A 24,597-nucleotide genomic window follows, 5' to 3' on the forward strand; every position below is an offset into this window, starting at 1 on the left:
GGCGACAGCACCCGTTTGCCCAGCTCAGGGCCGGTTCGCCACCTTATGGGGACCCCCTGAAAACGGGCCCGAACGGCTGTTGTACTGTATTGGCACACGAGATGAGCGGGGCGGAAACAAACCGAACACCTCGGGAAAACAGAACAAGGGGCTGTGGCGCAGCTGGTAGCGCACTTGACTGGCAGTCAAGGGGTCACGGGTTCGAATCCCGTCAGCTCCACCCTTACGACCAGGGCCGATGCTTCCGAGCATCGGCCCTGGTCTCGTTCTGCCTGTCTAACTGCCTGTCTAACTTCTCGATCAGAGGACAGCGCGGCTCCCTGCGCGGCACAATGAGCCGTACTTGATCTAGGAGGAGCGTGCACGTTGGCTGGTAACACGCAGCTGGTTGACCTTCTTGTCACCAAGTATGGCCCTACAGTCTTCGCGGCGATCATCACAGGTCTGCTCGCCTACCTCACCGGCGTGCGTCTTGAGGCGAGGAAGAACAAGAAGGCTCTCAAGCAGCTGTCTTGGGACATGGACGTTGACTCGAGTCTCGTGGAGGTCAAGGAAGAGCTCAGGGGGCAGGTGCAAGTTCGTTATGGCGAGGAAACCGTGCGTGACCTGACCACGGTCACGTTTCGGATCGTCAACACCGGTGGCGCACCCGTTTTCAATGAGTTCGTGCGCTTTGCGTTTCCCTCCGATGCCAAGGTGCTCGAGGCCGCTCTTGATCCGGTCCCGGAGCCGGAGTTGGACGTCAGCGAGGTGACCGACTCCGATACGCCACCGGGTAGTCGCCGGTTCCGGATCGGACACCTCGAACCGGGTCAGAGCGTTCAGTTCCGATTTATATCGGACGGTGGTGACTGGGCTAATTGGACCGACATTCACCCGAAGAATGAGGAAGGTGGAGTCGCGTTTGAGCGCGGTGATGTTTCAAGAGTCAAGGAAGATCAGGAGCATGTCCGTCCGTTCGTGGTCCAAGCTGTCTTGCTCACCCTTTCTCAGTTAGTGCTATCGCTCAGTAGCGGCTTTTATATTGATGGGGTTATCCAGCTTGTTCGGATCGTGGCGACGCTGCTAATCGGTGGTCTCATGTTGCCGCACCTGCTGCCGGTGGCCCGAATTGTTGAGCGTGTCGCAGTTCGGTACGCAACGGGGGGAGGAGAGTCTATGAACTCCCTCGGTCGTGTTGAACCTGGCGGCACGGTACTGCAAGCAGGCTCGGTCAGTGGAGGAGTGGTTGTTCATCCTGGCCGGACGGATAGCGAAGAAGCTCGCGAGCACGGTGAAGAAGACAACGGGCAACGGGTTGAAAGGGGTAGCTGAAAGCCCAGGGATGACGCTAGTCGCGTAAGGCTAAAAGGAGGCTGGGGTCTCTGACCCTGCAGCAGGTGGAACGAGCGCTAAAAAATATCAGGAGGGGATCTTGGGGTGAGTGCAGATCATTTTAAATACGGCTCCGGGTGAACTGAAAAAATCCCGGGAGCGCATGGGGTATAGCTAGGGCCGATCTTGGTTAATCGGCCCTAGCTGCATTCTTGCTACCGGCTGAAATTAAGTCTTCGATCGTTGGAAGACTTGATCCATCGCTTCGGCGCCTTCGACGATCACGGGCTTGATTTGCTTGCGGTAAACCAGCTCCGTCACGCGGGTGCCGCTGTGGCCAACCAGGCGGGCGATCTCTTCTAGAGAGACACCCGATGCGGACATGATGGATACGAAGCTGTGCCGCATCTCGCGGGGTGTCCACTGATGTGGTTCGAGGTCGGCGGCTTTGACGACTCGCCGGAAGGCACGCCGAACGTTGTGGGCATCAAGCTCCGTGCCGTTGGTTGATGGGAATACCAGTCCTGTCGGGTCCCACTGCTGACCTTGACGTTGTGCCAGGTCGCGTTGACGAAGTCGGTGGAGTCGGAGGGCCACGACGCACCGGGCGGGGAGCGCCAAGGTGCGGCGTGACTTCCTTGTCTTCGTGTCACCGCCCTCGCGGACTGAGTGCCAAACCTCGATCGAGCGTGGGACCGGCGGATCTGCGCTTGGGTCGCCGTCGAGGTCGACATGATCCCAAGTCAGCGGGCGAAGCTCCTCCTGCCGAGCCCCGATCAGCAGCGAGAGCACGATGTAGGCGTGCATGTTCGAGTTCTCTGAGGCTTTCAACACCGCTTCGGCCTGGTCGAGTGTGAGGGACTTCGATGGCCGGCCTTGCAGCCCCGCTGGGATCTCGCACAGCTCGACCACGTTGCGCATGACCTTGTCGCGAGCCTGGGCGTACCGGACGGCGCGGCTCAAGAGAGAGTGCAAGAGCCGCAGCGTCCGGGTGCTCAGCTGGTTTGCTCGGTCTGCCAGCCATCGCTCCACATCCTCTGTGGACAGATCAACCAGCTTCCTCTTGCCCAGGTACGGGATCACGTGCATCTCGACGTTGTTCCGGTAGTTCTCGACTGTGGACTTGGACCGGCCACTCAGCCCGTAGGCCAGCCAACCTCGAACAGCTTCCTCGACGGTGTAGGTACTCGGTGCAGGCTGGTTCTTCTCACGGTTGTCGACGAGCTCACGAAGCTTGTCTTTCGCCTCGGTCTTCGTGACTCCACTTGCGCTGCGCGTTTTGCGTTTGCCCGCAGCATCGAAACCGACCGTCACCCAGGCGATCCAACGACGTCGGCCCTCGTGCCAGTGCAGACCGCCTTCGCCTCGGCTACGCCGCTTCGCCATTGCCGTCCTCCTTGGCTTCCTTTTCGAGCAGTTCCACGTAGTCGGTGAGGGCAGTTGCCGGGATGAGGCGCGTAGCGCCCTGAGTGACGGAGCGGAGCCGACCGCAGCGAAGCTGTTCGTAGATGGTCGATCGGCTCAGCGCGAGAAGAACCATCGCTTCGCGGACTGGGTACAGCAGACGCTGTGGGACGCCCTCAGCCGAGAAGTGCGCGGTGGTCATGCGATCCCCCTGGAGTTGATGGTGCGTGGGGTAGCCGTCCCAGCCGTCCCATCCGTCCCAATGCAGGTCAGGCTGGGACGGCTTGGGTTGCTGGGACGGCTTGTGCCGTCCCAGGGGACTGGGCCGGTGATCTGGGTGGGACGGCTTGAGCCGTCCCGGGCGGTGGTGCCGTCCCGCGCTGACCTGGGCTGGGACGCTTGGGACGGCTGGGACGGCTCCTCCGCCCGGGACTCCGGCGGGCAGTACCGAGCCCAGGCGTCGGCGAAGTCGGCGCGGCGGTAGCCCTTGGCTTGGGAGCCGTCGGGGAACCGCACGTTCGCTGATCGGATCTCGAACTCGACGAGCAGCTTGGACAGCTTCGCCGGGCTCAACCCGCCAGGTCCGTAGTCGCGCCACGGGGCTTCGAGGTCGGAGTTGAGCTGCCGGAGCAGGTCGGCGGTGGAGATGACCTGTGCGTCGTTGAACGCGGTGCGGCAGTCGACCAGCAGCCGAGTGCGGATGGTGCCCTCGTCGTTGTCGGTCGCCTCGGCCAGAAGGGCAACCGCGGCTTGGCGTGCGCGGTCCGGCCAGCTGCCGCCGGCGTGGTCTGCCACCGCGATCAGCGGCTCCCACGTGTCCGCGGCTCGGTCTTCCAGCGGCATCTCCGGTTCGGCGCGTTCGAGAACGTTGAGGTCGCCTCGAAGCCAGGCGGTCATCTGGTCGCCCAAGTGCGTCAGGGCCGGGCGGTCGCGACGGTGGCGGTAGGGCGAGACCGATTCGCCCGGAGCACGTCGCCGCATCCGGACGATCACGGCTCGGTCTTCGATGGTGTCGGGCATGGCGCCGATGCCGGCCAACGCAGCCATGGCGAACGTGGGGATCGACTCGACTTTGCGGGTGTTGGCGTCGAATCGGATCGCCGGGCGGTTGCGTTGGTGGCCGGCGTTGAGCAGGCCGCGCAGGTCCTCGTTGCTCGCGGCCTCGGCACCGAAAATCGTGTCGGCTTCGTCGACGAGCATCGTGGGCGGGTCGTCGGTGATGGAGCGGTAGATCGCTGAGGGCGAGGCGTTGACGGTGATCAACGGCTCGTAGCAGACCGCCTCGACCACATCGAGCAGTCGCGATTTCCCGCAGCGCTTCTCCGGTGCGCGGATGACCAGGCGCGGGGCGTGAGCCCATGCCGGCTGGGCGTGGGTCGCGGCGGTCCACAGCACTACGGCGTCGACGGCCTGCGGGCTGGGCAGGATGACGTAGCGGGTCAGCGCGGTGTGCAGCTGGTCCAGTAGCCCGGCCCCGTTGGGTTGAGTCGTCATTGAGCTACCTCCTTCCGAGCTCGTGGTCATGCGATGCGGTTTCCGAGGCCGTGCAGGGATTCCGGGTCGTCGTGGGTTCCGCGCTCCCAACCGCGGATGGCGTTGCGTCGGGCGGCGGCGGGTTCGAGGGGCTTGCCCGTGCGTTCACGTCGGCGGAGCGCGGCGGCGGTCAGGGCGTCGATCGCGTCGGTCGCGGTCCAGGGGGCGGTGTCGTGGGTGGCGAGGTTGGCCAGGCGTCGAGCTGCCGCATAGACCAGGCGCCAGCGCTCCCCCGGCTCGGTTTCGACCTTGGACAGCTGGCCTTCCCAGACGCGCTGCCAGTAGCCCGGTGCGTGATCACCCGGGCGGGCTGCCGTGAGGTTGGGAGCTGCTGGGGCTGGTGTGGCCGGGGGCATGACCCTGGATCGCAGCCAGGAGGGCAGCTCGGCGATCTCAGCGGTCGCTGAGATCCGCGTGTAGGACCCGGCGACGTCCTCCGGGGGTGTTGTGGTGCTGGTTCCGGGCGCCAGGACGTAGCCGCCCAGGGCACGAACGTCGATCTGGTGCCCCACACGCCCCGTCGCATCGCTTGGCACTTCCAGCCCGGCCGGTGCGCGGAAGTACAGGTGTCGGCCGCCGGAGGGTGTGGAGACGGTGAGCGTGGTTGGCCAGGGTGCTCCGGCGGTGATGGTCAGGGCGTCGAGGGCTTCCAGCCCGTCGCCGACCGGGCTGGGCACGTCGTGCGCTGCCGGGGCTGGCGGCTTGGGCTTGCGGTCGAGGTCGAGCACGACCATCCCGGACGGCCCCGTAGCGATGCCGACGCCGGCGCCCGGCGTGCGGGCCCACCACCGGCGGATCAACTCCCGAGCGGTGCTGGCGGCGAGCAGGCCGTGGCAGGGCTGCTCGGCGGTCAGGCACCTGCACGCGGCCGGGGCGGCGTGACCGGCCTTGCAGTGCGGGCAGTTGGCGAACGGGCGCTTGCTTCCTGGCCGCAGTGGGAAGACATACATGCCCTGTGCGGCGAGCCAGCTGGCGATGGTGAGGTTCGTGGTCATGGCTGCCCTCCTTTCAGTGGCGGTGGTGGTTGGCGCGGTGGATGCGGCGAGCGGCGTTGATGACCCGGCGGCCATCACGCAGGCGGAGGCCGGTGCCGCTGCAGGGCGGACAGAGGCGGATGGCGCGCAGGAACGGGGAGCGCAATTTGCCGGTGCCTCGGCAGGTGCGGCAGGCCTTGAACGGCCAGAACCAGCACGCCACGACGTAACCGAACGTGACCAACACGAGGGCGAGGAACAGAACGGTGCTAGCGGAGTCGGCGGGGGTCACAGGTGGCCTCCTGGGCTGTTTTTGGGCGCACTGGCCCACGCACCTCTAGGGGCTAGGGCGCTGGTGAAGAACGGAATGCGGGTCTAGCGGGGTCTCTAGACCTAGAGGCGTGGTCGTCTAGGTCTAGAGACCCGGCAAGGGCTAGCCGGACCCCTCGCGGCGATTACGTTCCGCGACTTCTTGGGCGATGTCGGCGTGGGTGATGCCGATGCGGCTGGCGCCCTTGTTGTCGTCGGTGGTGCCCCACACCTGGGCGGTGCGGATGCCGTGCCGCTTCAAAGCCGCGGTGAGGTCCGCCGACTCGCGGTAGGTGCCGTAGACCTCCGGCCGCAGCTCGTAGAGGCGGGCGATGACGCGCTCGTTCCAGACCTTCTTCTCCGTCTCACCGACCACGGCCAGGATGTCTTCGAGCAACGTGTCCTTCTTGGACACCGACTCGTCGACCTCCGGTGCCTCGCCGATGGCGTGGCCGGTCAGCGTTCCGGCCTGCTCGCGCAAGGTGCGGGCGTAGGCAGCGACCTTCTCCGAGGCCGGACCGTCCAAACCTGCCACCGTGCGCACGATCTGCGCGTCCGAGCCTTCACCGACCAGGTAGCCGATGCCCTTATCCGCCCAAGCGAACGTCGTCGCTCGGACGCCCTGCTTGTACTTCGAGGTGCCCAGGACCATGTCGTTTTCGGTCTGCCCTTGGACCTTCAGGCAGAACCGCGTGGACACGTTCGCACTGATCCCGGTGGGCAGGCTCTTCGCGTCTGGGCGCTGGGTGGCCAGCATGATGATGATTCCCAGCGCCGGGCCTCGTTTGACCAGGTCGGTGCAGATGGCTTCGAACTCCTCGCCGTGGTCGGGGTGTTCGAACCACACCTGGCACTCGTCCACCCCGATGACGATCGGGTGCAGACCGAGCGACTTCTTGCCCGCGAGTTCCGGGGTGACCTTGTTCTCCGGCGCGAGCCCCTGCTTGGCCAGGTCCCGGATCAGCTTCGCCCGGCGGCGGAGCTCGTCGCGGAGTTTCCGCAGGTCACTAATAGCCTTCTCGATCTCCTCGTCGTCGTCTCCGACGCCGTGGGCGTGGGTGACCTTTTCCAGTGGGTCGAGGTCGCCGGTGCCCTTGAGGTCGTAGGTGTGCAGCTCGGCTCGGGGATCGAGTGCGGCGATGAGCAGGAGCTCGCGCAGTGCGAAGGTCTTGCCCATGCGCGGGATCGCCCCGATCGCCACCGAGGTGAACATCAGGCGCAGGTCCACCCAGCGTCCGCGCTGATCGGTGCCGAACGGCTGGGGCTGGAACAGGTCCACGCGCACGCCCTTGCGCAGCGCCCAAGCGGGCTGCTTGGCCTTGCGCATGTCCTGATCCCCCACCCACAGGATCAACCGGCCCGCGTGCTCGCCGTTGTCGGCCTCGGGCCACACGCACCCGAGCGGCCGGCGGAGACCGGAGGCGAGCTTTTCGCGGCGGTCCATGATGTCGCCCGGCGTCACACCGTGCGGCAGGTCCACATCCGCCCGCCACCCCTTGCCATCACGCGAAATCGGCTTCGGAAAGCCGATGCCTTCGCCGCCCTTGCCCATCGCCTGGTTGATGCCGGAGATGCCCAGGGCGGCCAGGGCGATTTCGACGGCGTTGCTGGTCAGCTTCGGCACCTTCGTCGCCTCCACCGCCCGCGAGGCGATCGGCTGATCCGCCGGAGCTCCCAACCACCCCACAGTGCCGAGGGCACCGGCCACGATCGCGTACTGCACGATCTCCGGCAGGAACTCGCGGCCCAGGAAGAACGCCGCCAGGGCCGCCGCACCCAGACCCACCGTGGTGTAGACCCGGCCCCGGACTCGGCTATCACGTTGTCCGGACAGGCGGAGGTATTCGGCGGCGTCGGCGCGGTCAGCGGCAGCGTGCCGAACCGGCCGGCCTTCGGCGTCGGTCACCCACCGCAGGAAACCGCGCAGCAGCCGCAGGGTCCCTTGTGGAACGCGGATCAGGATGCGGGCGAGGTAGACCGGGCACCGCACCGCGTGGAACGCCAGCGTGTGTCCCGCGTAGCTGACCGCCCACTTCGCGGTCTCCCGGAACTCCTCGACGCTGCTCGCCCAGCCGGGCAGGACGGGTTCGCGCTTCTCACGGCGGATCAGGCTCGAACCCGCCTCGGTCTGGGCCTGGTCGACCTGTGCGGCCTGGTCCCGGTCGTCGTCGACCAGCTCGCCGTCGATCACCTGCGTCTCAGCACCGGCCTCGGCCTCGGCCTTGGCCTGGGTCTGGTCGTGGTTGAGGCGTTCGGAGGGGAAGCGCAGTACCCGCGCCTGTTCCTCTGCCTGGTGCTCGTTGCCCGTGGGCTTGTGGGTCTGGGGCTGTTCGGTCATTGCTGCACCTCCCGGTGGGTGTCTTTGATCAGGTGCGCCAGGCCCGCGCCCATGCCGAGCACGGCAACGGGCAGGCAGGCCACGGCGGCGGTGATGAGCCAGGGCGCGGAGGTCATGCCGGCGGCCTTCATCAGGTGGAACGCGATCTGACCCAACGCCCCCAGCCCGAGCGAGCCCAGGGCGGAGTACTTCGCGAACCGCCGAGCACGGGCCGGAACCTGACCCGACAGCCACACCCGCAGGGCGTAGGCCGCGTAGGTCTCGACCCCGATCGGGAGCGTGATCGCGGTGTTGATCGCGAACCCATCCGCGATCCCGGGCAGCGGGTGCACGATCCCGAACCCTGTGAGCTGACCGAGTCCGACCCACCCGGACCAGATCGCAACGAACGCCGGTAGAGCCAGCAGCATCACCGGCCACACGGCGACTGGCTTCGAGGCGGTCGTCTCGGCCGGTCGGGTGGGCGTGGCCGGGTCTGCGTCGACCGTGATCGGCTCCGACACCGCCTCCCGCACCGGCTCCGACTCCTCGGCCGAAACCGGGGCAGACTCGGTCTCCTGCTCCGCCTCGGCGGAGTCGTGCGTGGACTCCGTGAGCTCGGGATCAGGTTCGGTGGGTTCGTCGTCGTGGGCCTCGGTGGATTCGGCCGGGGCCGGGGCAGGATCGGTGACCACGTGCAGACCCACCGGGTTGGAAGCCTTCACCGGCCCCTCGGCGGCCAGACGCTCCAGAACCTCACGGGCCTTCGGCGCCCCAATCCGCAGCTCAGCCATCAACTGGTTCCGACTCGGAACCCGTCCCAGCTGCGTGACGAGCTGGCGGGCCTGCGGCAGCAACTCGGCGACCGGCACCGGATACGAGCTCTTCGCGGTGGTCATCGAACCACCCCTACGGGAAGCCGCGGAGCAGGCACCCGAGCGCCCACCGCATCGACAGCGGTCATGACCAGCCGCAGCACCACACCCAGACCGAACAGGCCAAGGCCGACAGTGCGGGCAATCCCGGAGGCCACCGCCAGAGCCAGCAGCACGACCAACGGAAAGACAGTCACGACGGTGACCCGCAGCAGCCCGGCCACCAACAGGAGCGCCAGCGGTAGTGCGAGGGTCACGGCCAGGTGCAGAACCAGGCTCAACAGCCCGATGATCAGGGACTTCATCGCACACCCCCACAGGGGCTAGTGGCGATCCGTAGCATCAGAGGTCTCCTAGCGGTTTGGTGATCGGTGGGAGACCCGGCCCAGCAGTTGGTTTGGCGACTGGCCTGCTGGGTCGGGGTCATCAAAAAGGCCAGGTGGTTTCGCCGCCGTCGAGACGATCGGCGGCCTTGAACAGGGCCTCGGCCATCCAGACATCGTTGGCGTTATCCGCCCAATAGGCCTCGTCCCGCGCCGCTTGCGGCCCGTAGCGCTTGACGTACTCCCTGGCCTTCCGGTCGCAGCGCAGCTCGTGCTCTGCCCGCTCCGGTGCGCTCGCCTCGGCCTCCTCGGCGGCCGGTTCGGCGGGCTCGACCTTCAGGGGCTTGCCGGTGATCTGAGACCGCCACGGCCCCTTCTTGCCCTGAAGCCCCCGGCGCTCCATCTCCAGATAGGCGGCCGTGGGGACTTCGTCGACGTGCGGCGGAGGCGCGTCGATCTCGAAGCGATAGGCCCCGCACTCGCAGGTCCACCGCACCGAGACCTCGCTGACCTGCTCACCGCGACTCGGCTTGTGCTCGCCGCAGGTCAGCTCACGGCGGCGCCGAGCACCCCGGGAACCATCAGCAGTCGAGAACCGCGGAACACGCCGCCCCGACAACAGCCAATTCACCAGCCCGTTCACGCCGCCTCCCCGGAGTCCGCCTCGGTCGTGATCAGCCGCAGCACCGCGCCGGCCTCGCGACGCTCGTACCGCCGCAGCCGCGTCCGCTCCCCCGCGCCCAACTCCGACCAGACGAAGGGCGCCACCGGCAGATCACCCAGCTCCTCAGCGACGACCTGCGACCAGTAGTCCTGCACCGCTCCCTGCTCGAACTCGCTGAGCTCGGCCTCGCAGTAGGCCAGCTCGGCACCGAACGAGGTGTAGGCCTCGATGTCGTGGTGTCCGTCCAGGTCAGAGGTGAACGGGTCGTGGTTGTGAGAGTCCATCTCTCGGGCTCCTTCCTTGAGCGATGCGAGAACATTAGCGCGACAATTAGCGCTACGGAAGCGGCGGGGGGTGGTTGGGGATAACTCCGGCGTGGGATTTCGCGAGGAAGATGGAACTTCAGCGCTAGGATTTGCGCTGATAGGAGTGGGTCAACGGGAGGTGTCGTGAGCAAGGACTGGGACGCAGTAGCGACCGCAATCAACACCCGATTGGCGGAGCTCGACCTGACGCAGCGAGAGCTCTCCGAGCGGTCCGGGGTGAGCACCGCGACCCTGCGCCAGCTCCAGAACAACTACGAGCCGCGCCGCCGCAGCCCGCGCCTGCTGGCCGCCATCTCCGAAGCCCTCCGCTGGCCGTCGGGCCACCTGGCTCAGGTCCTCGAAGGTGACGCCCCGGAAGACGAGCCGGACCTTCAGGAGGACGTGGCCCGACTTCGCGAAGAAGTGGCTGAGCTGCGGGAACGCCTCGTCGCGCTGGAGGAGAAGCAGGCCTGACATCGGTCAGCCGCCGATCGCCTGAAGGAAGGTCGCCAGGGCGTCGCCGGCGCCGGTGAATTTCGCCCACAGGTCGCCGATCACCTGAGCCGACTCGACCGGCTGCTTGATGATCATCGAGCAGATCGCGAACAGAACCAGGAAGCCGATCAGCTTCGGCATCACGCCGCCGCCGGCCTTCGGCATCATCGGGAACGCGTTCTTCGCCATTAGTTGCCTCCTCGGTCAGCCCCGCCGCCGATTTGGTGGTCGGGGTTTTTCCGTCTCTGGCAACAAGTTCACCGCGAAACCGCGGACGTTCCCACGGGTCTTTCCGGGGCGGTTGCAGACGTCTTCGCAGCTCTATACCGTCTGCTCGACGTCCTGAAAGGTCCTCAAAACGTCCCGGGGGTGCGGATGGCGAACGAGCGTCTGCGTGCAGCGGTACGCGCGGCCGGCCTCACGATTGAAGAGGTCGCCGCCAAGGTGGGAGTCGACGAGAAGACTGCCGGCCGCTGGATCACGATGGAGCGGAAGCCGCACCGGCAAACTCGGAGGAAGGTCGCTGAGCTGCTCGGCGCGTCCGAGGTTCAGCTGTGGCCATCCCTAGCAGAGGACTTGTACACCGCCCCGAACCAGGACGTCGAGCTGGTGCACCTGTACCCGTCTCGCTCGGCCGTGCCGTTCGAGCTGTGGAACGAGCTGATCCACGGCGTCCAGGAGCGCATGGAGGTGCTGGTCTTCTCCGGACAGTTCCTCGTGGAGCAGCACAACATCCTGCCGGTGATCAGGCGGAAAGCCGAAGACGGTGCGCTCTTTCGCTTCGCAGTGGGGGATGAGACCTCTCCCGCTGTCATCCAGCGCGCGGAGGAGGAAGGCACGACCGGCGGGCTGGAAGGCCGTATTCAGATGATGCGCCGCTACCTGAGCAAGGTCGCGGAGTTGGAGAACGTCGAGGTCCGCACTCACGGGACGATCCTCTACAACTCCATCTATCGCTTCGATGACCAGATGCTCGTCAACGGGCATGCCTTCGGCTCCCTCGCGGGCGAGAATCCCGTGCTGCATCTGCGCCAGGTCGAGGACGGGCCGATGTGGGAGCACTACCTGCGGTCCTTCGAGCGCGTGTGGCAGGAAGCCACGCCGGAAACCGTTTGAGGAGCACAACAGTGGCTCGCGTGGACTACTTCAACGACCCCAACGCGCCAGCGGCCAACTCGGTCGTGCCGTCGGTGACCGCCGCAATCCGCAACGACGCTGGCGAGATCCTGCTGATCCACAAGATTGACAATGATCTGTGGGCGCTGCCAGGCGGTGGCCACGACGCCGGCGAATCCCTTACCGACACCGTGATTCGTGAGGTCAAGGAAGAGACTGGCCTGGACGTCGAGGTCGTGCGCCTGGTCGGCACCTACACCAACCCCCACCACGTCATGGCCTACGACGATGGGGAAGTGCGGCAGCAGTTCTCGCTCTGTTTCGAGGCCAAGTGGGTTGGCGGCCGGCCGCGCGAAGACGGTAGCGAAACGAAAGAGGTCCGCTGGGTCGCCCCAGCGGACCTCTTTCGACTCAACATCCACACCTCGATGCGCCTGCGCATCGATCACGCGTTGGACGAGACGCGCACGCAGCCCTACCTGGGCTGAGCCGTCAAGCGCTGTTCGGTGCGCTGGACAGCTTCAGCCAGCACCGGGCGCGCCTTTACCCACGTGCGGTGAACCGGGTCCTCGGGCGCGTAGCGGCTGAAGATCTCTTCGATCCGCTCGTTGTAGGTCAGGCGTTGTCCTGCCGGCCCGGTGGTGAGGTCAGCCGTGACCAGGGCGTCCAACAGGGCTGAGTCCTCGAACGGGAACTCGGCCAGCTCGTCGGACATGCCACGCTCGGCCGCCTCGAACCGCGCCCCGGAGTGGTGCGCAACGAGGTTCACGATCACCTCGGACCACCCCTGTTCCCGGAGGTACCGGGCACCGTCGAGCGGGTGGAACTTGGTGTGGCCGATCTTGGGGGCATATCCGATGTCGTGCAGCCAAGCCGCGGCGACCAAGGTTTCTCGGTCCTGCGGTGGCACGGCGTCGCTGAGCTCGGACGCGCGTGCTGCGACTGCCTGAACATGCTCCCAACGGCGCCCCAGCGGGGCCACGAAGCGTTCGGCAGTCTCGGCGGCTTGCTGGACCAGCTCCATGTGCGCTCACGCTACCTTTCACGGTCTCGATCGGTCATCGGCGAGTTGGGTTGTGCATCGGATCCCGGCGATTACGGAGCGCTGTGCCAGGCTCTCGCGGATTTTTCGGGGAGGCGGCCTTGTCTTTGCCTCGCTGGTCAGTGGTGGTGTTGGCCATTTCATGGCGCGCTGAGAGCGCCATACCCGGCTTGTTCGGGCACGGCCGGAGGGTTGGAAGGGGCGTGGAACGCCGAGGGGCGCGGAGCTCGGGGCCATCCGCGCCCCTCGGCTGCTAGGGGATCTCGGATGTAAGGCGTTCGGCGATGCAGCTTCGGCAGGCGCGAGCGGAGATCGGGTGGTTGCTCTCGCCGGCGTTGAGGCCGCAGAGGGTCTGGCCGCGCTCGTCTTGCTGGCGTTCGTGCACGACGCCGAGGTGATCGGTCCATACCTGGGCGTAGCGCTGCTCGGACTTCGTCGGGGCGCTCATGACTCGGCCTGCTTCCGGCAGATGAGGTTGCAGGCGTGGATGCGTGCGTACTCGCGCAGGCTCACCGCGACGCAGTCGTCGCAGGCATGGGTGGGTTGGGTGCCGTAGTTGCCGACGGGTTGGCCGCAGAAGGTGTTTCCGGTGCCGGCGTTGCGGATATGGACGCAGCCGTCAGGGCTGGTCCACAGGCCCGCGTCGAGCGGTGGCGTTGGTCGTGCCGCATCCATGCACCCAACGCTGCCGAACCAGCACCGGTCGTGATCGGAAATGCGGGGCTATGCGCATCAACGGCGGGCTGATGCGCATAGCCATGCGCTGGTTAGCGGCTGGTCATGGTCCGGTAGGAGTCCTGGAGCTCGCCTGCGGTTGGGAGCTTTCCTGCGGTGACGTGGTTGACAACTTCGCGCACACGCCACCAGTTGGACGGGGCAACCTGCCCGGATTCGATGGCGGTCTGGGCGGCGTCGGCGGCTTCGTCGAGGCGGCCGTTGCGGGCTGCGCACAGGGCCAGGTCGACGTGGGCGGTGGCGTAGCGGCGAGGCCAGGGCTGGAAGTCGTCGGTGGGCCGGAATCGGTCGATGACCTGGCGAGCGTGCTGTTCGCCCTCGGGGTCGCCGAGCCAGGCCAGGGTGGTGGCGGTGTAGGCCGCGGCTTTGCCCGGGTCGTAGCGGTAGTGGTGCTCGGCCGGCACCGGCTTCGGCAGATGAGCCGACAGCGAGTGCACGCGCTCAACGGTGCGGTAGGTGGCGTCAGCTTCACCGAGCCGTGCCCACGCCCGGCCTTCCTGCGCGGTCGCCTGGATCTCCGCCGAGCTCCCAGACGGGGCGATCGACTGCGCGTGCTGGGATAGCTCGGCGGCGCGCCGGTAGTCGCCGCCGGTCAGCGTGCGCCAGGCCTCAGTTTCGTAGCACCAGGCACGGATCTCGTCCTGCTCGGCATGGGTGGCCAGCCCGGCGGCGGTGCGCAGCCGGGCGGTGGCCGGCGCGTGCTGATTCAGATCGATGTGCACCGTGGCAGCCAGCAGCGAGAACCAGCCGCCCAGCACCAGCAGGTGACGGTGGGCAGCGAGGGTCTTGCGGGGCGCGTCGATGAGCTGGGAGATGTAGCCCAGGTGCTCCCGCAACCGGGGTAGGAGATCGTGCGGGCTGCTGGCGGGGTAGGCGGTGGCAAGGTCATCGAAGGCCATTTCCAACTGGGCCAGCGTCTCGGCACTGATGTCGGACGCCGCGACCCTGCGGGCCAGCTCCATCGCATCCGTCTCATCACTCGGATGCACCGCACCAGCGGCCGGGATACCCCTCGTCTCGGGGTGTGGGGGAATAGCGTTGGCCCGGGCGCGGAGCTCGCCGCCGGCGCACAGTAGTGCGTCTAAGGCGTCCACGGTCGCGGGCTCGGGGCGTTGCCGGTCGTTCTCGTACCGGGAGAGATTGCCCTGGTCAAGGTGAAGTTCCTGGGCAAGTTGGGCTTGAGACAGGCCGGCCGCACGACGATGCCGCCGCAAAGCCTGCCCGAACGACTCCTCGGACATGGTCCTCTACCTTCCCGCCGGAAACCCCCACCGGCGCCCCCAGAGCGTCCCCTGGGGGCCAACACCTCCGGCGGGAGGCAAGATCCAGCATGCCAGCGCCAACACACCCCGATCGAGCACAACGCAAAACTGGCGATCTTTCGAACGCGGGTTCTAGTATGTCTTCAAGTCGGTCCGCGGAGATGGGGAAGCTCTCCCGGTCCGATGCGGGCCGACCGACTGCACCCATTTCGGTCGGCCCGCCCCCACGGGCGCACCAGGTCGGGTGTCGGACAGAAAAGGACTAGTTGTCTTCCTTGGGCCCGTCGGTGCTCGTAATGTAGCCCCAGGTTCCTTCCCTGCCTTCTAACAGGCCATCGTCGGATGTTTTCGGTGGTGTTGGTTGCCAGCCAGGAGGTAGCCAGACTCTCTGGTCAGTCTTGATATCCAAACGGATTCGTGCGTCTTTAAAGTCAGGTGGCTGGCGGAAGTGCGCCGCTCCAAACTTGGCGCCACGTTCAAATTGTGCACCAGCAAATTCTGCCTCTCCGCGAAACCGGCAAGTCCTGAAATCTGGTCTTGCGCGGAAGTGTGCCTCTTCGAAAAGTGCGGCCCTGTGGAAAACGGCATGATGGCAAGACATGCTGCGGACCTTAGATTCGCTGAAATGGGCTACCCCGTGGAAGTGGGCTCCGTCGAAGATGGCGAATGAGAATTCGGCATCAGCGAAACCTGCGTCGCCCTCGAAGTGTGCCCTGTTGAAGTTGGGTAAACGCTCGAATTTTGCTGAATTGAAATCAGCTTCACAGTGAAAGTGCGCATTTCTAAAACTGGCTCGGCCTTCAAATTTCACTCTATCTAGCAGGGCGAAGTCGTAGAACTCGGCCTCGGTGAAGAGTGCACTATTAACGCGGGAGTCCTGCATGTCCAGGCCGTGTAGTACTGCTCTGGAGAGATCTATATCCATGCCCTCCCAGAACATTTCTTTGGGGGTCCTTGGGTCTTTATCACGCAAGTGGCTTGTGAGGATGTCTTGTGCAGTCAGCCGTACCTCGAGTTCTTGGTGAAGCCTGTCGTCTCCGTCGAGGGACAATCCGGCTGCGGCTGCCAATGACGGAGCAAGGTCGATCAGTATTGGCTTGTTGTCCGGTTCGGATATGTATGCCGCGGAGCCTTCTTTGGGTGTTGCACTGAAGGCGGATTCAGTAGAGCCGTATGGATGCTGAAAGGGCATTCGCAAATATGCACAGAGTAGGTTTACAACTGTTTGTCTGTACTCGATATTTGCTTGCCCGAATCGTTCCAGGGCATACAGGCCCGCCATGCGCACGGGAGCTTTGTCGGACCCCAGTTGTTCGGCCGCAGCTGTGTAGAGCTCCGTGGCGCGACGCTCATCGGCATCGTGCTTGCTGTTTGCAGCTGTGCTCTCCTTGTGTGCGAGATCGTGCTCGGCTTGTTCGAGACTCAGTTCGGTTGAGCGTTGCCGACGTGCTGCTAGCAACAGAGCGGCTGCTCCGCCGGTGCCAACGACGATACTTCCTGCGAGCTTGACAATTTCTAGCTGAACTCTGTCAGCTGGAGTTCCAGATCCGTACAGAGCGAAGAGAATCGACATAGTTACTGCCGCGACGCCGAGTACCACACCAGCGCCGACCCAGATTGCCCACGCTGGCATCACGCTCGGTAGAGGCCTGGCGCTGCGTGCCTCGCCATCTCGCTTCGGATCGATCATGGTCGTGATCTTGCCAGCAGCAGCGGCTGTCTTGTCTCAGTTGTATTCGTTTGGCTCTGGTGGGAGGAACGCGGAGGGGGCGGGGCTAGCCGTCTTGGGCAACGACCTATGCCAGCGTCTGGGCGTGCCTGGTGCCTGTCTAACTGCCTGTCAATCGGTGGCGACGGCTGTGGACGGATGTGGACGGGGGAGGACCGCCGGTGCAGGTCAGAGCGGCAGGCTATGCATGTAGCACACCTGTGTGATGTGCCTGGCAGTCAAGGGGTCAGGGGTTCGAATCCCCTCAGCTCCACCCCAGTGACTAGGGCCGATGCTTCCGAGCATCGGCCCTAGTTCGTTGTTGCCTGTCTAACGATCGGCCCCAGACTCGTGGACGCCACGCGTCGCCCACGAGGCTCGGGTCTCTCGTTGCGGGGTAACGGTTACAGGTCGGCCGTGGGGCGCTTCGACTGGTCTTGAACATCGAGTGATCCTTCGGAACTTGACGATCGGGTTCCGACCACGAGCGATGCTGTTACGAGTGCCTCGCGAAACTTCTTCGGAAGAAGCACGCTTTGGCGCACTTTTCCGTGACGATCCTCGGCGGTTAATTGTATCGCCTCGCGGCGATCTGCCACCATTCCTGACTTCAAATGAGCCATGTTTCTCCGCCTCTGCAATAAAGGGCGACAAAAACATGAACTCGTCTTCTTTGGGTGTGCGTTTGGTCTGATCCGAAGCGCGTCAACGCAATCCAGTAGATGCCCCTGCGTGGTGGCGATTCCTTCTGGGGGCTTCTTAGTGCCGTATCACTTCGCTCGAGGCCGTTTCAGAATGATGCTCGCCGCCAGCAAACGAACCACCGCCTCGACGACACTGGGCGGTCCGCTTCGGCGGGAGTGAAACCATACGTGGAAGGCCGGCATCACGAGTTGAAACTCGGGTGGCGCCGCCTGTCGTTCGAATGTTCTTCGCATCCCGGTTCACGTTGTCCACCAACGGCATGCCCTGGCACGACCAGGAATCCGGGAAAAACGGAACTGCGCTCCGCCGAATTGCGACTCCGGCAACGGGGTGATCCGAACCACCCGGAAGAGTTGTTCCGAAATAGCGCTCTTGTTCAGCGGGTCAGAGCGGGACATCATTCGTCGCACCGGACCCGCAATCGGGAATCCGGTCCCGGGGGAAAACTCGACGCACCCGGGAAGAAATGAGAGAAGGGAATGCTATGAAACGAACCTACGAACCGCCCGCGCTGATCCCGCTCGGCTCCTTCCGGAAGAAGACCGGCCTGCTGCTGAAGCGCGGCAACGACCGGCTCATCCTCAGCAAGAACTGACGTGGCGAAACGGCACTGATGTCAGCCACTGATCACAAGACGAGCCACGGCGTGGCGCACTTCGCGGTCTTCCCCGACTGCGTGGGCGCACCAGCCGTGGTTCGTCGCATCGGATCCGCAGACGCCCACATCGTCCCGCACGCCTCCGGCCGACCGTGGCTCGTCGGTCACTGGGGTGACATCGTCCACGCCGAGGCCGGCAGGGCGCGCATCGCGATCATCGGCTGCTGCCCCGTCGAACAGCGAGAGCTCGCCCGGCACGCCGCACAGTTGCGCGACGTGGCCCAGCTCGACCACCTGGCGCGCACGCTCCCGGGCAGCTTCCACCTCGTCGCGGAACTCGACGGGTGCCTGCGCGTGCAGGGATCGGCAGCGGGACTGCGCTTGGTGTTCCACGCGGAGGTGGACGGGGTGGTCGTGGCAGCCGACCGCGCAGACGTGCTCGCAGCTGCCATCGGAGCCGAACCGGATCGCAGCCGGGTGGCGGCCCGGTTGCTGTGGCCGTTGCCGCATCCGCTGCCCGAGCAGTCGATGTGGCGACAGGTCGCCGCAGTGCCTCCGGGGTCGGCGCTGATCGTGCGCGGTGCCGCGCAAGCCCGGCACTCGCGGTGGTGGAACCCTCCCCAGGCCGTGCGTTCCATCGCCGAGGCCGCTCCCGACATGCGCGAGGCGCTGACCACCGCGGTCGACGTCCGGACCCGCGGCAGGACAGTGAGCTGCGATCTCTCCGGCGGCCTGGATTCGACCTCGGTGGCCTTCCTCGCCGCCCGCTCAGCGGCGAAGCTGCTGGCCAGCACCTGGCCCGGCCGCGACCGGGGGGATACCGACCTGTGGTGGGCGTTGCGCGCCGCCCAGCACCTGCCCGAAGTCGAGCACATCGTCTGGCCCGCCGAGCAGTCACCGCTGGTGTACGCCGACCTGCTGGGCATCGACGACCTGGTCGACGAGCCCACCATCGGCGTGATGGACCGGGCGCGGATGCTCGCCCACCTGCCGGAGCTGCGGGACCGGGGCAGCGAGCTGCACCTCACCGGGATCGGCGGCGACAACGTCGCCTGGTGCTCGGAGGCGTACTACCACCGACTGTTGCGCCGCCGGCCGCTGTTCGCGCTGCGCCAACTGCGCGGTTTCCGCGCGCTGTGGCAGTGGCCGCTGGCGGCATCGGCGCGCACGCTCGCCGATGCCCGCTCGTATCGCCGATGGCTCGCCGACGCCACCGATGACCTCACCGGCCCTCCACCGCCACCGGTCGAAGGCTCCCTCGGTTGGGGCGCTGCCCCGCGGGTTTTCGCGTGGATGACCGCCGATGCTGTTGACCTCGCCGGTCGGGTGCTGCGGGAGTCGGCGGCGACGGCGCGGCCGCTCGCCCCGGACCGCGGCATGCACGGCGATCTCGAGCAGATCCGCGCGTGCACCCGGTTGCTCCGCCAGTGGGACGAGATGGCCGCGCGTGCCGGCCTGCCCATGGCTTCACCGTTCCTGGACGACCGGGTCGTGGAGGCGTTCCTGACGGTGCGCCCGGAGGAACGCGTCACGCCGTGGCACTACAAGCCGGCGCTGGCCGCGGCGATGCGCGGCATCGTCCCCGACCACTGCCTGCACCGCGCGAACAAGGCCCAGGCCGCGCTGGACGCCAGCGCGGGACTGCGCGAGCACTGCGGCGACCTCGTCGCGCTGTGGGAGAACTCGCGGCTGGCCGAACTCGGCCTGGTCGACGCGAAGCAGCTGCGCGACCTGGCCCTGCGCCCAGACACACCCGCCCTGCGCGAGGCGATCCTGTACTCCACGATCGCCTGCGAAGTCTGGCTGCGCGCTCTCGAACCCGCACCAAACCTGAAGGGACGAAGAGAATGCAGTTGAGCACGCACGTCTCCACCACCGAAACCGAGTACGGCACCGTGCTGCTCGACGAGCGCAGCGGCCAGTACTGGCAGCTCAACCCCACCGGTGCGCTGGTCGCCCGCACCTTGCTGTCCGGTGGTGGCGAAGAGGACGCGATCACGGCGCTGGCCGCGGAGTTCGACGTGGACCGCGACCAAGCCGCTCGGGACGTTGCTGCGCTGCTGTCCGAGCTGCACGACTGCGGGTTGGTGCGGCCGTGACCACGCCGAGCGCGATCAACCGACCCACCGGCGTCCCGTTCGGGCGCAGAGCCGCTGCGACGTTCGCGGTCGCCGTCGCGCACCTGCTCGCTCTGCTGCCGCCGCACCGCCTCCGGAAGGTCCTCTCGCTGTTGCGCCGCGGTGCGGCGCCCGCGACGTTCCAGCACGCGGAGGACGCCAGGAACGCGGTGTGCGCGGCCAGTCTCGCGTGCGCGGGGCCACGCGGTTGCCTGCCCCGGTCACTGGCGACGGCGCTGCTGTGCCGGTTGTCCGGCGCGTGGCCGACGTGGTGCGCGGGCGCCCGCACGGCCCCGCCGTTCGGCGCGCACGCCTGGGTCGAGGTGGACGGGCACCTGGTCGGCGAGGAGGTACCGGACGACTACTTCAGCCGACTGGTCGTCATCGCTCCGCGCAGCAGCTCAACGGGCTGACCGTGCGGAAGGCGAGCGCTACCGGGCAGGTGGGACTCGGCGAACTCGTACGGCTGATGAGCGGTCACCACCGCACCATCGCGGTAGCCGTCTCGCTGACCCTCGCGGGTGCCGGGCTCGGCCTCGCGCAGCCGCTGGTGGCCAAGCGGGCGGTGGATGGTGCGCCGGGCAGCACCGGGGTGTGGCTGCTGCTCGGCGTTCTGGTGCTGCTGTTCCTGGCCGAAGCCGTGGTCAACGCCTGCGGCCGGTACCTGCTGGAGCGGATGGGCGAGCGGGTCGTCCTCGGTCTGCGGCGCACCATGGTCGACCGGCTGCTGCGGCTGCGGGTGGGCGTCTACGACGACCACCGCGTCGGAGACCTGGTCTCCAGGGTCACCACTGACACCACCTTGGTCCGCGACGTGATGTCCCAGGGCGTGGTGGACCTGCTGACCGGCGCGTTGACGGCGGTCGGCGCGCTGGCGTTGATGTTGTGGCTCGACCCGGTCCTGGTGCTGCTGGTCGCGCTGACCGTCGCGGTGGCCGCTGCGGTCGTCGCAACGCTCCTGCGCGGCATCCGCGCGGCCAGCGAGAACGCGCAGTCCGCCGTCGGCGCGCTCGCCGCGGACCTGGAGCGCGCGCTGGGCGCGATCCGCCTGGTGCGGGCCAACCGTGCCGAGCAGCGGGAGGCCCAACGCGTCGGCACGCAGGTCGACGCCGCCTGCGCGGCGGGGGTGCGCACCGCGAAGCTGGCTTCGGTGATGGCGCCCGCGGTGGAGTTGGCGGTGCAGGGTTCCTTCCTGCTGGTGTTCGTCATCGGCGGGATGCGGGTCGCCGGGCACGCGAGCTCGCCGGGTGACCTGGTCGCCTTCCTACTCTACGCCTCCTACCTGGTGGTGCCGCTGTCGTCGATGTTCCAGGCCGTCGGCCTGCTGCAGAAGGGCATGGGGTCGCTGCAGCGCATCGAGGAGATCCGCGCCCTGCCGGTCGAGCAGGACGTGCCGCGCGCGGCGGTGCACCCCGTCGCCGCCGGATCGGCGCTGGAGTTCTGCGACGTCCACTTCGGATACTCCGAGCGCCCGGTCCTGCGCGGGGTTTCGTTCACCGTCGCGCCGCGGAGCACGGTGGCGCTCGTCGGCCGCTCCGGGGCGGGCAAGAGCACGGTCTTCGCCCTGGCTGCGCGCTTCTACGAACCGGCGCGGGGCGCGGTGCTTCTCGGTGGTCAGCCCGCCGGCGCGCGGAGTTTGGACGACTGGCGGTCCCGGATCGCCCTGGTCGACCAGAACGTCCACGTGATGCACGGGACGCTGTGGGAGAACCTCACCTACGCGGCTCCGGACGCGGACCCCGCCGAGGTCGAGCGCGTCGTCGAACTGGCCAACCTCGGCGAGGTCGTGCGGCGGCTCCCGGACGGGCTGCACAGCTGCGCGGGGGAGCGCGGTGGGGCGCTGTCGGCCGGGGAACGGCAGCGCGTGGCGATCGCCCGAGCACTGCTGGCCCGCCCCTCGCTGCTGCTCCTGGACGAGCCGACGTCTCACCTGGACCCGCTGAACGAGGCGCTGCAGGCGGAAGTCGTGGCCAACGTCGCGGCGGAGTGCGCGGTGCTGATGATCGCACATCGGCTGTCCACCGTGCGCCACGCCGACGAGATCGTCGTGCTGGACGACGGGCAGGTGGTCGCGGCGGGCGATCACGACGGGCTGCTCGAGACCTGCCCGCTCTATCGCCGTCTGGCGGTCCCCGGCACGGCGACCGGTCGGCCGCCGGGAAAGCTCGGCGAGCTCCGGCTGTGATGTGTGGCAGTCAAGGTCAGGGGTTCGAATCCCCTCAGCTCCACCCAGATGCCCAGGGCCGACGCTTCCGCGCATCGGCCCCGGTTCCTTTTGCTCGTCTGATCGACCGTCCGCGGAGCCAGGGGTGACTTCCTCGCCATCGCCTTCGCGGTCGTTCGGTGCGGAAGTGCATCCGCCGGATGCAGGGACGGTTGCGAACTCCAGGGTCGCCGCTCGAAGGTGACCCGTGCTCTACTCCGCTCTTTCGTCCAATGAGCGTTGGATCGGTTCGTAGTGGGTGGTGACGGCGAGGCGGAAGCGTTCGACGTCGCCTGCTTCTGCTGCTTCGAGCATTTCGCCGTGGGCTCTGGCGGTTCGTTCGAGGTCTACCGCTACTGAGACGCCGAGTTTGGGGACCACTGCTGTGTGGACGTCCCAGAAAGCGCCGACGAGTTGTCCGACCAGGGAGTTGTCGAGGCGGGCGAGGAGGCCGGTGTGGAAGGCGCGGTCTTCGTCCGGGAACGGTGAGCCGCCGGTGGCCTTGGCGACCATCTCCTTCACCAGGGCGTGCAGTTCCGGGTTGGTGGTGCCGCGGAAGGCGTCGACGATGCGCTCGGCCATGGCGAGGTCCAGCGTCAGGCGCAGGTCGATCACCTCGCGGAGGGCGCGGAGGTCGTCGCCGGGGACGAGAACGCCTCGGAAGACCAGGGATTCGACCAGCGCGTCGAGCGACATGTTGCCCACGAACGTCCCGTGGCCGTGCCGGACCTCGACGATGTCCAACGTGGTCAGCTGGCGGACCGCTTCCCGGACGTTGGAGCGCGAGACTCCCAGGTGCTCGCACAGCTCGGCCTCGGTCGGCAGCAGGTCTCCCGGCTGCAGTCCTTCGCCGAGGATGTAGTCCTTGATCCGGTCGGCCGTCGTCTCCTGCCGAGGGGCCGACCGCCCGCCGGTCTTCACGCCGGCGGAGCGTCCGCCTGACCGGCGATTGGCAGTGCGCATCTGATCCACTCCTAGTCCCTCTGCCAGAACCCTACCTGACGTAGGACATCAGATCTCCTGTCCGATCAGGCTTTACAACACCTCGCTCCTGGCTCTACGGTTCTGCGAACACCAGACGTCAGACATCCTACGTCGTGAAGCATGGCCTGCAAGGGAGCAGAGGTGCAGCACATGGACGGTCAGAAGGCCCAGGGGAGCTCTTCGGTGCCCTGGTACCGGCAGCTCGAGCGGAGTCAGTGGAAGGCGTTCCTCGCGGCGTGGATCGGGTACCTGCTCGACGGCTTCGACTTCGTCCTCATCACCCTGGTCCTGACCGAGATCAGCGCGGACTTCGGCCTCACCGACGTGCAGGCGGCCACGCTGGTGTCCGCGGCGTTCATCTCGCGCTGGATCGGCGGCCTGGCGATCGGCGCCTACTCCGACCGCTTCGGACGGCGGGCGGGGATGGTGCTCAGCATCGCCCTGTTCTCGCTCGGCACCCTGGCCTGCGGCCTCGCGCCCAGCTACGGGGTGCTCTTCGCGGCGCGGCTGGTCATCGGGCTGGGCATGGCCGGTGAGTACGGCGCGAGCTCGACCTACGTGATCGAGTCCTGGCCCACCCGGATGCGCAACAAGGCCAGCGGTTTCCTGATCTCCGGCTACTCGATCGGAACCGTGCTCGCCGCCGGCGTCTACAGCCTCGTCGTCCCGTCCTTCGGGTGGCGGGCGCTGTTCATCATCGGACTGCTGCCGATCGGCGTCGCCGTGTGGTTGCGCCGCAGCCTTCCCGAGTCGCGGGACTGGAAGAGCCAGCAGGGCAAGGACTCCGACGCCCCGCCGGTCACCGAGACCCTCTTCGGCGGTCCGCGCACGCTGGTGAACATCGCCACCGGTGTTCTCGCGACCGTCGCGCTCGTGGTGATCTTCACCGCCGGTGGTGTCCCCACCTGGCTCGTCGCGGTCCTCGGGCTGCTCGTGGCCGCGGTCTTCGTGTCCTACGTGGTCCAGTTCTCCGGCCCGCGCTGGCCCACCGGTCTGGCCGTCATGGCCATCGTGTTCTGCGCCTTCCTCTACTCGTGGCCGATCCAGTCGCTGCTGCCGACCTACCTCAAGACCGACCTGGGCTACTCCCCGGCCGAGGCGAGCCAGGTCCTGTCCTTCTCCGGGCTCGGCGCCGCCGCGGGCTGCATCGTCGCCGGGTTCACCGGTGACCGCTTCGGCACCCGCCGCGCCTACTGGGGCAGCCTGCTGATCTCGCAGATCGTGATCTTCCCGGTCTTCGCGGTGGGCGGATCGAGCCTCGTCGTGCTGGGTGCGCTGCTGTTCGTGCAGCAGGTCTTCGGCCAGGGCATCTCCGGTCTGCTCCCGAAGTGGATCGGCGGCTACTTCTCCATCAAGCAGCGCGTCGCCGCCCTCGGGTTCCTCTGCAACGTGGGCGCGCTCGGTGGGGCGGTCGCTCCGACCCTCGGCGCCACCCTCGGGGCCTCGATGAGCCTCGGCACCGCGCTGGCCGTGCTGTCGTTCTCCCTGACCACCGTCGTGCTGGTGCTCATCGGCATCGACGCACCCGCCCGCCTGCAACGACTCCTGAGGCCGGACGCCGCCGACGCGATCGACGCTCCAGCCCGCACCACCTGACCCGACCGCACGACGAGA

Annotated in this window: 27 protein-coding genes and 1 tRNA gene; 11 read left to right on the forward strand and 17 right to left on the reverse strand. The window is 66.9% G+C overall.

All coding sequences use genetic code 11. The features are described from left to right. The first annotated feature begins 147 nt into the window (after positions 1-147). Both E1181_RS06425 and E1181_RS06430 read left to right on the forward strand, forming a co-directional pair. A tRNA-Ala gene (locus E1181_RS06425) sits at positions 148-220 on the forward strand. Between the two features lie 146 nt (positions 221-366). After that, complete coding sequence (locus tag E1181_RS06430; protein ID WP_132672973.1) at positions 367-1,314, forward strand: hypothetical protein; 948 nt, start codon at positions 367-369, stop codon at positions 1,312-1,314. 228 nt (positions 1,315-1,542) lie between these two features. Here E1181_RS06430 and E1181_RS06435 read toward each other — a convergent pair whose 3' ends face one another. The 10 genes from E1181_RS06435 to E1181_RS06480 all read right to left on the reverse strand — a co-directional run bounded on the left by E1181_RS06435 (position 1,543) and on the right by E1181_RS06480 (position 9,997). Further along, on the reverse strand, positions 1,543-2,700 hold the full coding sequence (locus E1181_RS06435) for a site-specific integrase (protein WP_132672974.1): 1,158 nt from the start codon (positions 2,698-2,700) through the stop codon (positions 1,543-1,545). Further along, the gene (locus E1181_RS06440; protein WP_132672975.1) at positions 2,684-2,920 is read right to left on the reverse strand and encodes an excisionase family DNA-binding protein; all 237 of its coding nucleotides are present in this window, start codon (positions 2,918-2,920) and stop codon (positions 2,684-2,686) included. Before E1181_RS06440 ends, E1181_RS06435 begins: the two co-directional genes overlap by 17 nt. After that, positions 2,917-4,212, reverse strand: a complete 1,296-nt coding sequence (locus E1181_RS06445; protein ID WP_132672976.1) for a DUF3631 domain-containing protein — start codon at positions 4,210-4,212, stop codon at positions 2,917-2,919. Before E1181_RS06445 ends, E1181_RS06440 begins: the two co-directional genes overlap by 4 nt. Before the next feature lie 26 nt (positions 4,213-4,238). Then, a complete protein-coding gene (locus E1181_RS06450) occupies positions 4,239-5,246 on the reverse strand; it encodes a bifunctional DNA primase/polymerase (protein ID WP_132672977.1) in 1,008 nt (335 codons plus the stop codon). Positions 5,247-5,259: 13 nt separating this feature from the next. After that, the gene (locus E1181_RS06455) at positions 5,260-5,517 is read right to left on the reverse strand and encodes a hypothetical protein (protein ID WP_132672978.1); all 258 of its coding nucleotides are present in this window, start codon (positions 5,515-5,517) and stop codon (positions 5,260-5,262) included. A gap of 141 nt (positions 5,518-5,658) precedes the next feature. Next, a complete protein-coding gene (locus E1181_RS06460) occupies positions 5,659-7,872 on the reverse strand; it encodes an FtsK/SpoIIIE domain-containing protein (RefSeq protein WP_132672979.1) in 2,214 nt (737 codons plus the stop codon). Further along, on the reverse strand, positions 7,869-8,750 hold the full coding sequence (locus E1181_RS06465; RefSeq protein ID WP_132672980.1) for an ABC transporter permease: 882 nt from the start codon (positions 8,748-8,750) through the stop codon (positions 7,869-7,871). Before E1181_RS06465 ends, E1181_RS06460 begins: the two co-directional genes overlap by 4 nt. Continuing rightward, positions 8,747-9,031, reverse strand: coding sequence for a hypothetical protein (locus E1181_RS06470; protein ID WP_132672981.1), 285 nt, complete (start codon positions 9,029-9,031; stop codon positions 8,747-8,749). The genes E1181_RS06465 and E1181_RS06470 overlap by 4 nt, the downstream gene beginning before the upstream one ends. 121 nt (positions 9,032-9,152) lie before the next feature. Next, positions 9,153-9,692, reverse strand: a complete 540-nt coding sequence (locus E1181_RS06475) for a hypothetical protein (RefSeq protein WP_132672982.1) — start codon at positions 9,690-9,692, stop codon at positions 9,153-9,155. Next, a complete protein-coding gene (locus E1181_RS06480) occupies positions 9,689-9,997 on the reverse strand; it encodes a hypothetical protein (protein ID WP_235876511.1) in 309 nt (102 codons plus the stop codon). Before E1181_RS06480 ends, E1181_RS06475 begins: the two co-directional genes overlap by 4 nt. A gap of 165 nt (positions 9,998-10,162) precedes the next feature. Between E1181_RS06480 and E1181_RS06485 the strand changes: the two genes are divergently transcribed. Next, positions 10,163-10,492: a helix-turn-helix domain-containing protein gene (locus E1181_RS06485; protein ID WP_132672983.1), complete on the forward strand. Its 330-nt coding sequence runs from the start codon at positions 10,163-10,165 to the stop codon at positions 10,490-10,492. A gap of 6 nt (positions 10,493-10,498) precedes the next feature. Here the strand turns inward: E1181_RS06485 and E1181_RS06490 are convergent, their stop codons facing one another. Beyond that, positions 10,499-10,702, reverse strand: coding sequence for a hypothetical protein (locus tag E1181_RS06490; RefSeq protein ID WP_132672984.1), 204 nt, complete (start codon positions 10,700-10,702; stop codon positions 10,499-10,501). 186 nt (positions 10,703-10,888) lie between these two features. On the opposite strand from E1181_RS06490, the gene E1181_RS06495 reads away from it, so the two are divergent. Together E1181_RS06495 and E1181_RS06500 are read left to right on the forward strand one after the other, a co-directional pair. Continuing rightward, entirely contained in the window at positions 10,889-11,629 is a 741-nt protein-coding gene (locus tag E1181_RS06495; RefSeq protein WP_132672985.1) for a helix-turn-helix domain-containing protein, read from the forward strand. Positions 11,630-11,640: 11 nt separating this feature from the next. Then, the gene (locus tag E1181_RS06500) at positions 11,641-12,117 is read left to right on the forward strand and encodes an NUDIX hydrolase (RefSeq protein ID WP_132672986.1); all 477 of its coding nucleotides are present in this window, start codon (positions 11,641-11,643) and stop codon (positions 12,115-12,117) included. Here E1181_RS06500 and E1181_RS06505 read toward each other — a convergent pair. The 5 genes from E1181_RS06505 to E1181_RS06525 form a co-directional block, all read right to left on the reverse strand. Continuing rightward, positions 12,105-12,653, reverse strand: a complete 549-nt coding sequence (locus tag E1181_RS06505; RefSeq protein WP_132672987.1) for an HD domain-containing protein — start codon at positions 12,651-12,653, stop codon at positions 12,105-12,107. The genes E1181_RS06500 and E1181_RS06505 overlap by 13 nt on opposite strands. A gap of 271 nt (positions 12,654-12,924) precedes the next feature. Next, positions 12,925-13,119 (reverse strand): hypothetical protein, encoded by a 195-nt coding sequence (locus tag E1181_RS06510; RefSeq protein WP_132672989.1) that lies wholly within the window; start codon positions 13,117-13,119, stop codon positions 12,925-12,927. Continuing rightward, entirely contained in the window at positions 13,116-13,346 is a 231-nt protein-coding gene (locus tag E1181_RS06515) for a hypothetical protein (RefSeq protein ID WP_132672990.1), read from the reverse strand. Before E1181_RS06515 ends, E1181_RS06510 begins: the two co-directional genes overlap by 4 nt. A gap of 92 nt (positions 13,347-13,438) precedes the next feature. Beyond that, on the reverse strand, positions 13,439-14,647 hold the full coding sequence (locus E1181_RS06520; RefSeq protein WP_132672991.1) for a helix-turn-helix domain-containing protein: 1,209 nt from the start codon (positions 14,645-14,647) through the stop codon (positions 13,439-13,441). Positions 14,648-14,930: 283 nt separating this feature from the next. After that, the gene (locus E1181_RS06525) at positions 14,931-16,358 is read right to left on the reverse strand and encodes a pentapeptide repeat-containing protein (protein WP_132672992.1); all 1,428 of its coding nucleotides are present in this window, start codon (positions 16,356-16,358) and stop codon (positions 14,931-14,933) included. A 1,207-nt stretch (positions 16,359-17,565) separates the two neighbouring features. Here E1181_RS06525 and E1181_RS06530 point away from each other — a divergent pair. From E1181_RS06530 to E1181_RS06550, 5 genes are read left to right on the forward strand one after another with little or no spacing between them, the layout of a single operon-like run. Beyond that, positions 17,566-17,676, forward strand: a complete 111-nt coding sequence (locus tag E1181_RS06530) for a keywimysin-related RiPP (RefSeq protein WP_132672993.1) — start codon at positions 17,566-17,568, stop codon at positions 17,674-17,676. A gap of 18 nt (positions 17,677-17,694) precedes the next feature. Continuing rightward, entirely contained in the window at positions 17,695-19,536 is a 1,842-nt protein-coding gene (locus E1181_RS06535; protein ID WP_132672994.1) for a lasso peptide isopeptide bond-forming cyclase, read from the forward strand. Beyond that, complete coding sequence (locus E1181_RS06540) at positions 19,527-19,778, forward strand: lasso peptide biosynthesis PqqD family chaperone (RefSeq protein ID WP_132672996.1); 252 nt, start codon at positions 19,527-19,529, stop codon at positions 19,776-19,778. Before E1181_RS06535 ends, E1181_RS06540 begins: the two co-directional genes overlap by 10 nt. Beyond that, positions 19,775-20,209 carry a lasso peptide biosynthesis B2 protein gene (locus E1181_RS06545; RefSeq protein WP_132672997.1) on the forward strand — a complete coding sequence of 145 codons (435 nt, stop codon included), beginning with the start codon at positions 19,775-19,777 and terminating at the stop codon, positions 20,207-20,209. The genes E1181_RS06540 and E1181_RS06545 overlap by 4 nt, the downstream gene beginning before the upstream one ends. Before the next feature lie 56 nt (positions 20,210-20,265). Further along, positions 20,266-21,981: an ABC transporter ATP-binding protein gene (locus E1181_RS06550; protein WP_132672998.1), complete on the forward strand. Its 1,716-nt coding sequence runs from the start codon at positions 20,266-20,268 to the stop codon at positions 21,979-21,981. Positions 21,982-22,212: 231 nt separating this feature from the next. Here the strand turns inward: E1181_RS06550 and E1181_RS06555 are convergent, their stop codons facing one another. Then, entirely contained in the window at positions 22,213-22,962 is a 750-nt protein-coding gene (locus E1181_RS06555) for a FadR/GntR family transcriptional regulator (protein WP_132672999.1), read from the reverse strand. Positions 22,963-23,133: 171 nt separating this feature from the next. Between E1181_RS06555 and E1181_RS06560 the strand changes: the two genes are divergently transcribed. Then, positions 23,134-24,579 (forward strand): MFS transporter, encoded by a 1,446-nt coding sequence (locus E1181_RS06560; RefSeq protein WP_132673000.1) that lies wholly within the window; start codon positions 23,134-23,136, stop codon positions 24,577-24,579. Positions 24,580-24,597: the final 18 nt, after the last annotated feature.

It is taken from the genome of Saccharopolyspora terrae (assembly GCF_004348435.1).
Lineage (GTDB): Bacteria > Actinomycetota > Actinomycetes > Mycobacteriales > Pseudonocardiaceae > Saccharopolyspora > Saccharopolyspora endophytica.

Bases quoted from the DNA above. Each gene is read 5' to 3' on its own strand.
- E1181_RS06435 (WP_132672974.1), bottom strand. From the start codon at position 2,700: ATGGCGAAGCGGCGTAGCCGAGGCGAAGGCGGTCTGCACTGGCACGAG.
- E1181_RS06440 (WP_132672975.1), bottom strand. From the start codon at position 2,920: ATGACCACCGCGCACTTCTCGGCTGAGGGCGTCCCACAGCGTCTGCTG.
- E1181_RS06445 (WP_132672976.1), bottom strand. From the start codon at position 4,212: ATGACGACTCAACCCAACGGGGCCGGGCTACTGGACCAGCTGCACACC.
- E1181_RS06450 (WP_132672977.1), bottom strand. From the start codon at position 5,246: ATGACCACGAACCTCACCATCGCCAGCTGGCTCGCCGCACAGGGCATG.
- E1181_RS06460 (WP_132672979.1), bottom strand. From the start codon at position 7,872: ATGACCGAACAGCCCCAGACCCACAAGCCCACGGGCAACGAGCACCAG.
- E1181_RS06465 (WP_132672980.1), bottom strand. From the start codon at position 8,750: ATGACCACCGCGAAGAGCTCGTATCCGGTGCCGGTCGCCGAGTTGCTG.
- E1181_RS06470 (WP_132672981.1), bottom strand. From the start codon at position 9,031: ATGAAGTCCCTGATCATCGGGCTGTTGAGCCTGGTTCTGCACCTGGCC.
- E1181_RS06480 (WP_235876511.1), bottom strand. From the start codon at position 9,997: ATGGACTCTCACAACCACGACCCGTTCACCTCTGACCTGGACGGACAC.
- E1181_RS06490 (WP_132672984.1), bottom strand. From the start codon at position 10,702: ATGGCGAAGAACGCGTTCCCGATGATGCCGAAGGCCGGCGGCGGCGTG.
- E1181_RS06495 (WP_132672985.1), top strand. From the start codon at position 10,889: ATGGCGAACGAGCGTCTGCGTGCAGCGGTACGCGCGGCCGGCCTCACG.
- E1181_RS06505 (WP_132672987.1), bottom strand. From the start codon at position 12,653: ATGGAGCTGGTCCAGCAAGCCGCCGAGACTGCCGAACGCTTCGTGGCC.
- E1181_RS06510 (WP_132672989.1), bottom strand. From the start codon at position 13,119: ATGAGCGCCCCGACGAAGTCCGAGCAGCGCTACGCCCAGGTATGGACC.
- E1181_RS06515 (WP_132672990.1), bottom strand. From the start codon at position 13,346: ATGGATGCGGCACGACCAACGCCACCGCTCGACGCGGGCCTGTGGACC.
- E1181_RS06520 (WP_132672991.1), bottom strand. From the start codon at position 14,647: ATGTCCGAGGAGTCGTTCGGGCAGGCTTTGCGGCGGCATCGTCGTGCG.
- E1181_RS06525 (WP_132672992.1), bottom strand. From the start codon at position 16,358: ATGATCGATCCGAAGCGAGATGGCGAGGCACGCAGCGCCAGGCCTCTA.
- E1181_RS06530 (WP_132672993.1), top strand. From the start codon at position 17,566: ATGAAACGAACCTACGAACCGCCCGCGCTGATCCCGCTCGGCTCCTTC.
- E1181_RS06535 (WP_132672994.1), top strand. From the start codon at position 17,695: ATGTCAGCCACTGATCACAAGACGAGCCACGGCGTGGCGCACTTCGCG.
- E1181_RS06540 (WP_132672996.1), top strand. From the start codon at position 19,527: ATGCAGTTGAGCACGCACGTCTCCACCACCGAAACCGAGTACGGCACC.
- E1181_RS06550 (WP_132672998.1), top strand. From the start codon at position 20,266: ATGAGCGGTCACCACCGCACCATCGCGGTAGCCGTCTCGCTGACCCTC.
- E1181_RS06555 (WP_132672999.1), bottom strand. From the start codon at position 22,962: ATGCGCACTGCCAATCGCCGGTCAGGCGGACGCTCCGCCGGCGTGAAG.
- E1181_RS06560 (WP_132673000.1), top strand. From the start codon at position 23,134: ATGGACGGTCAGAAGGCCCAGGGGAGCTCTTCGGTGCCCTGGTACCGG.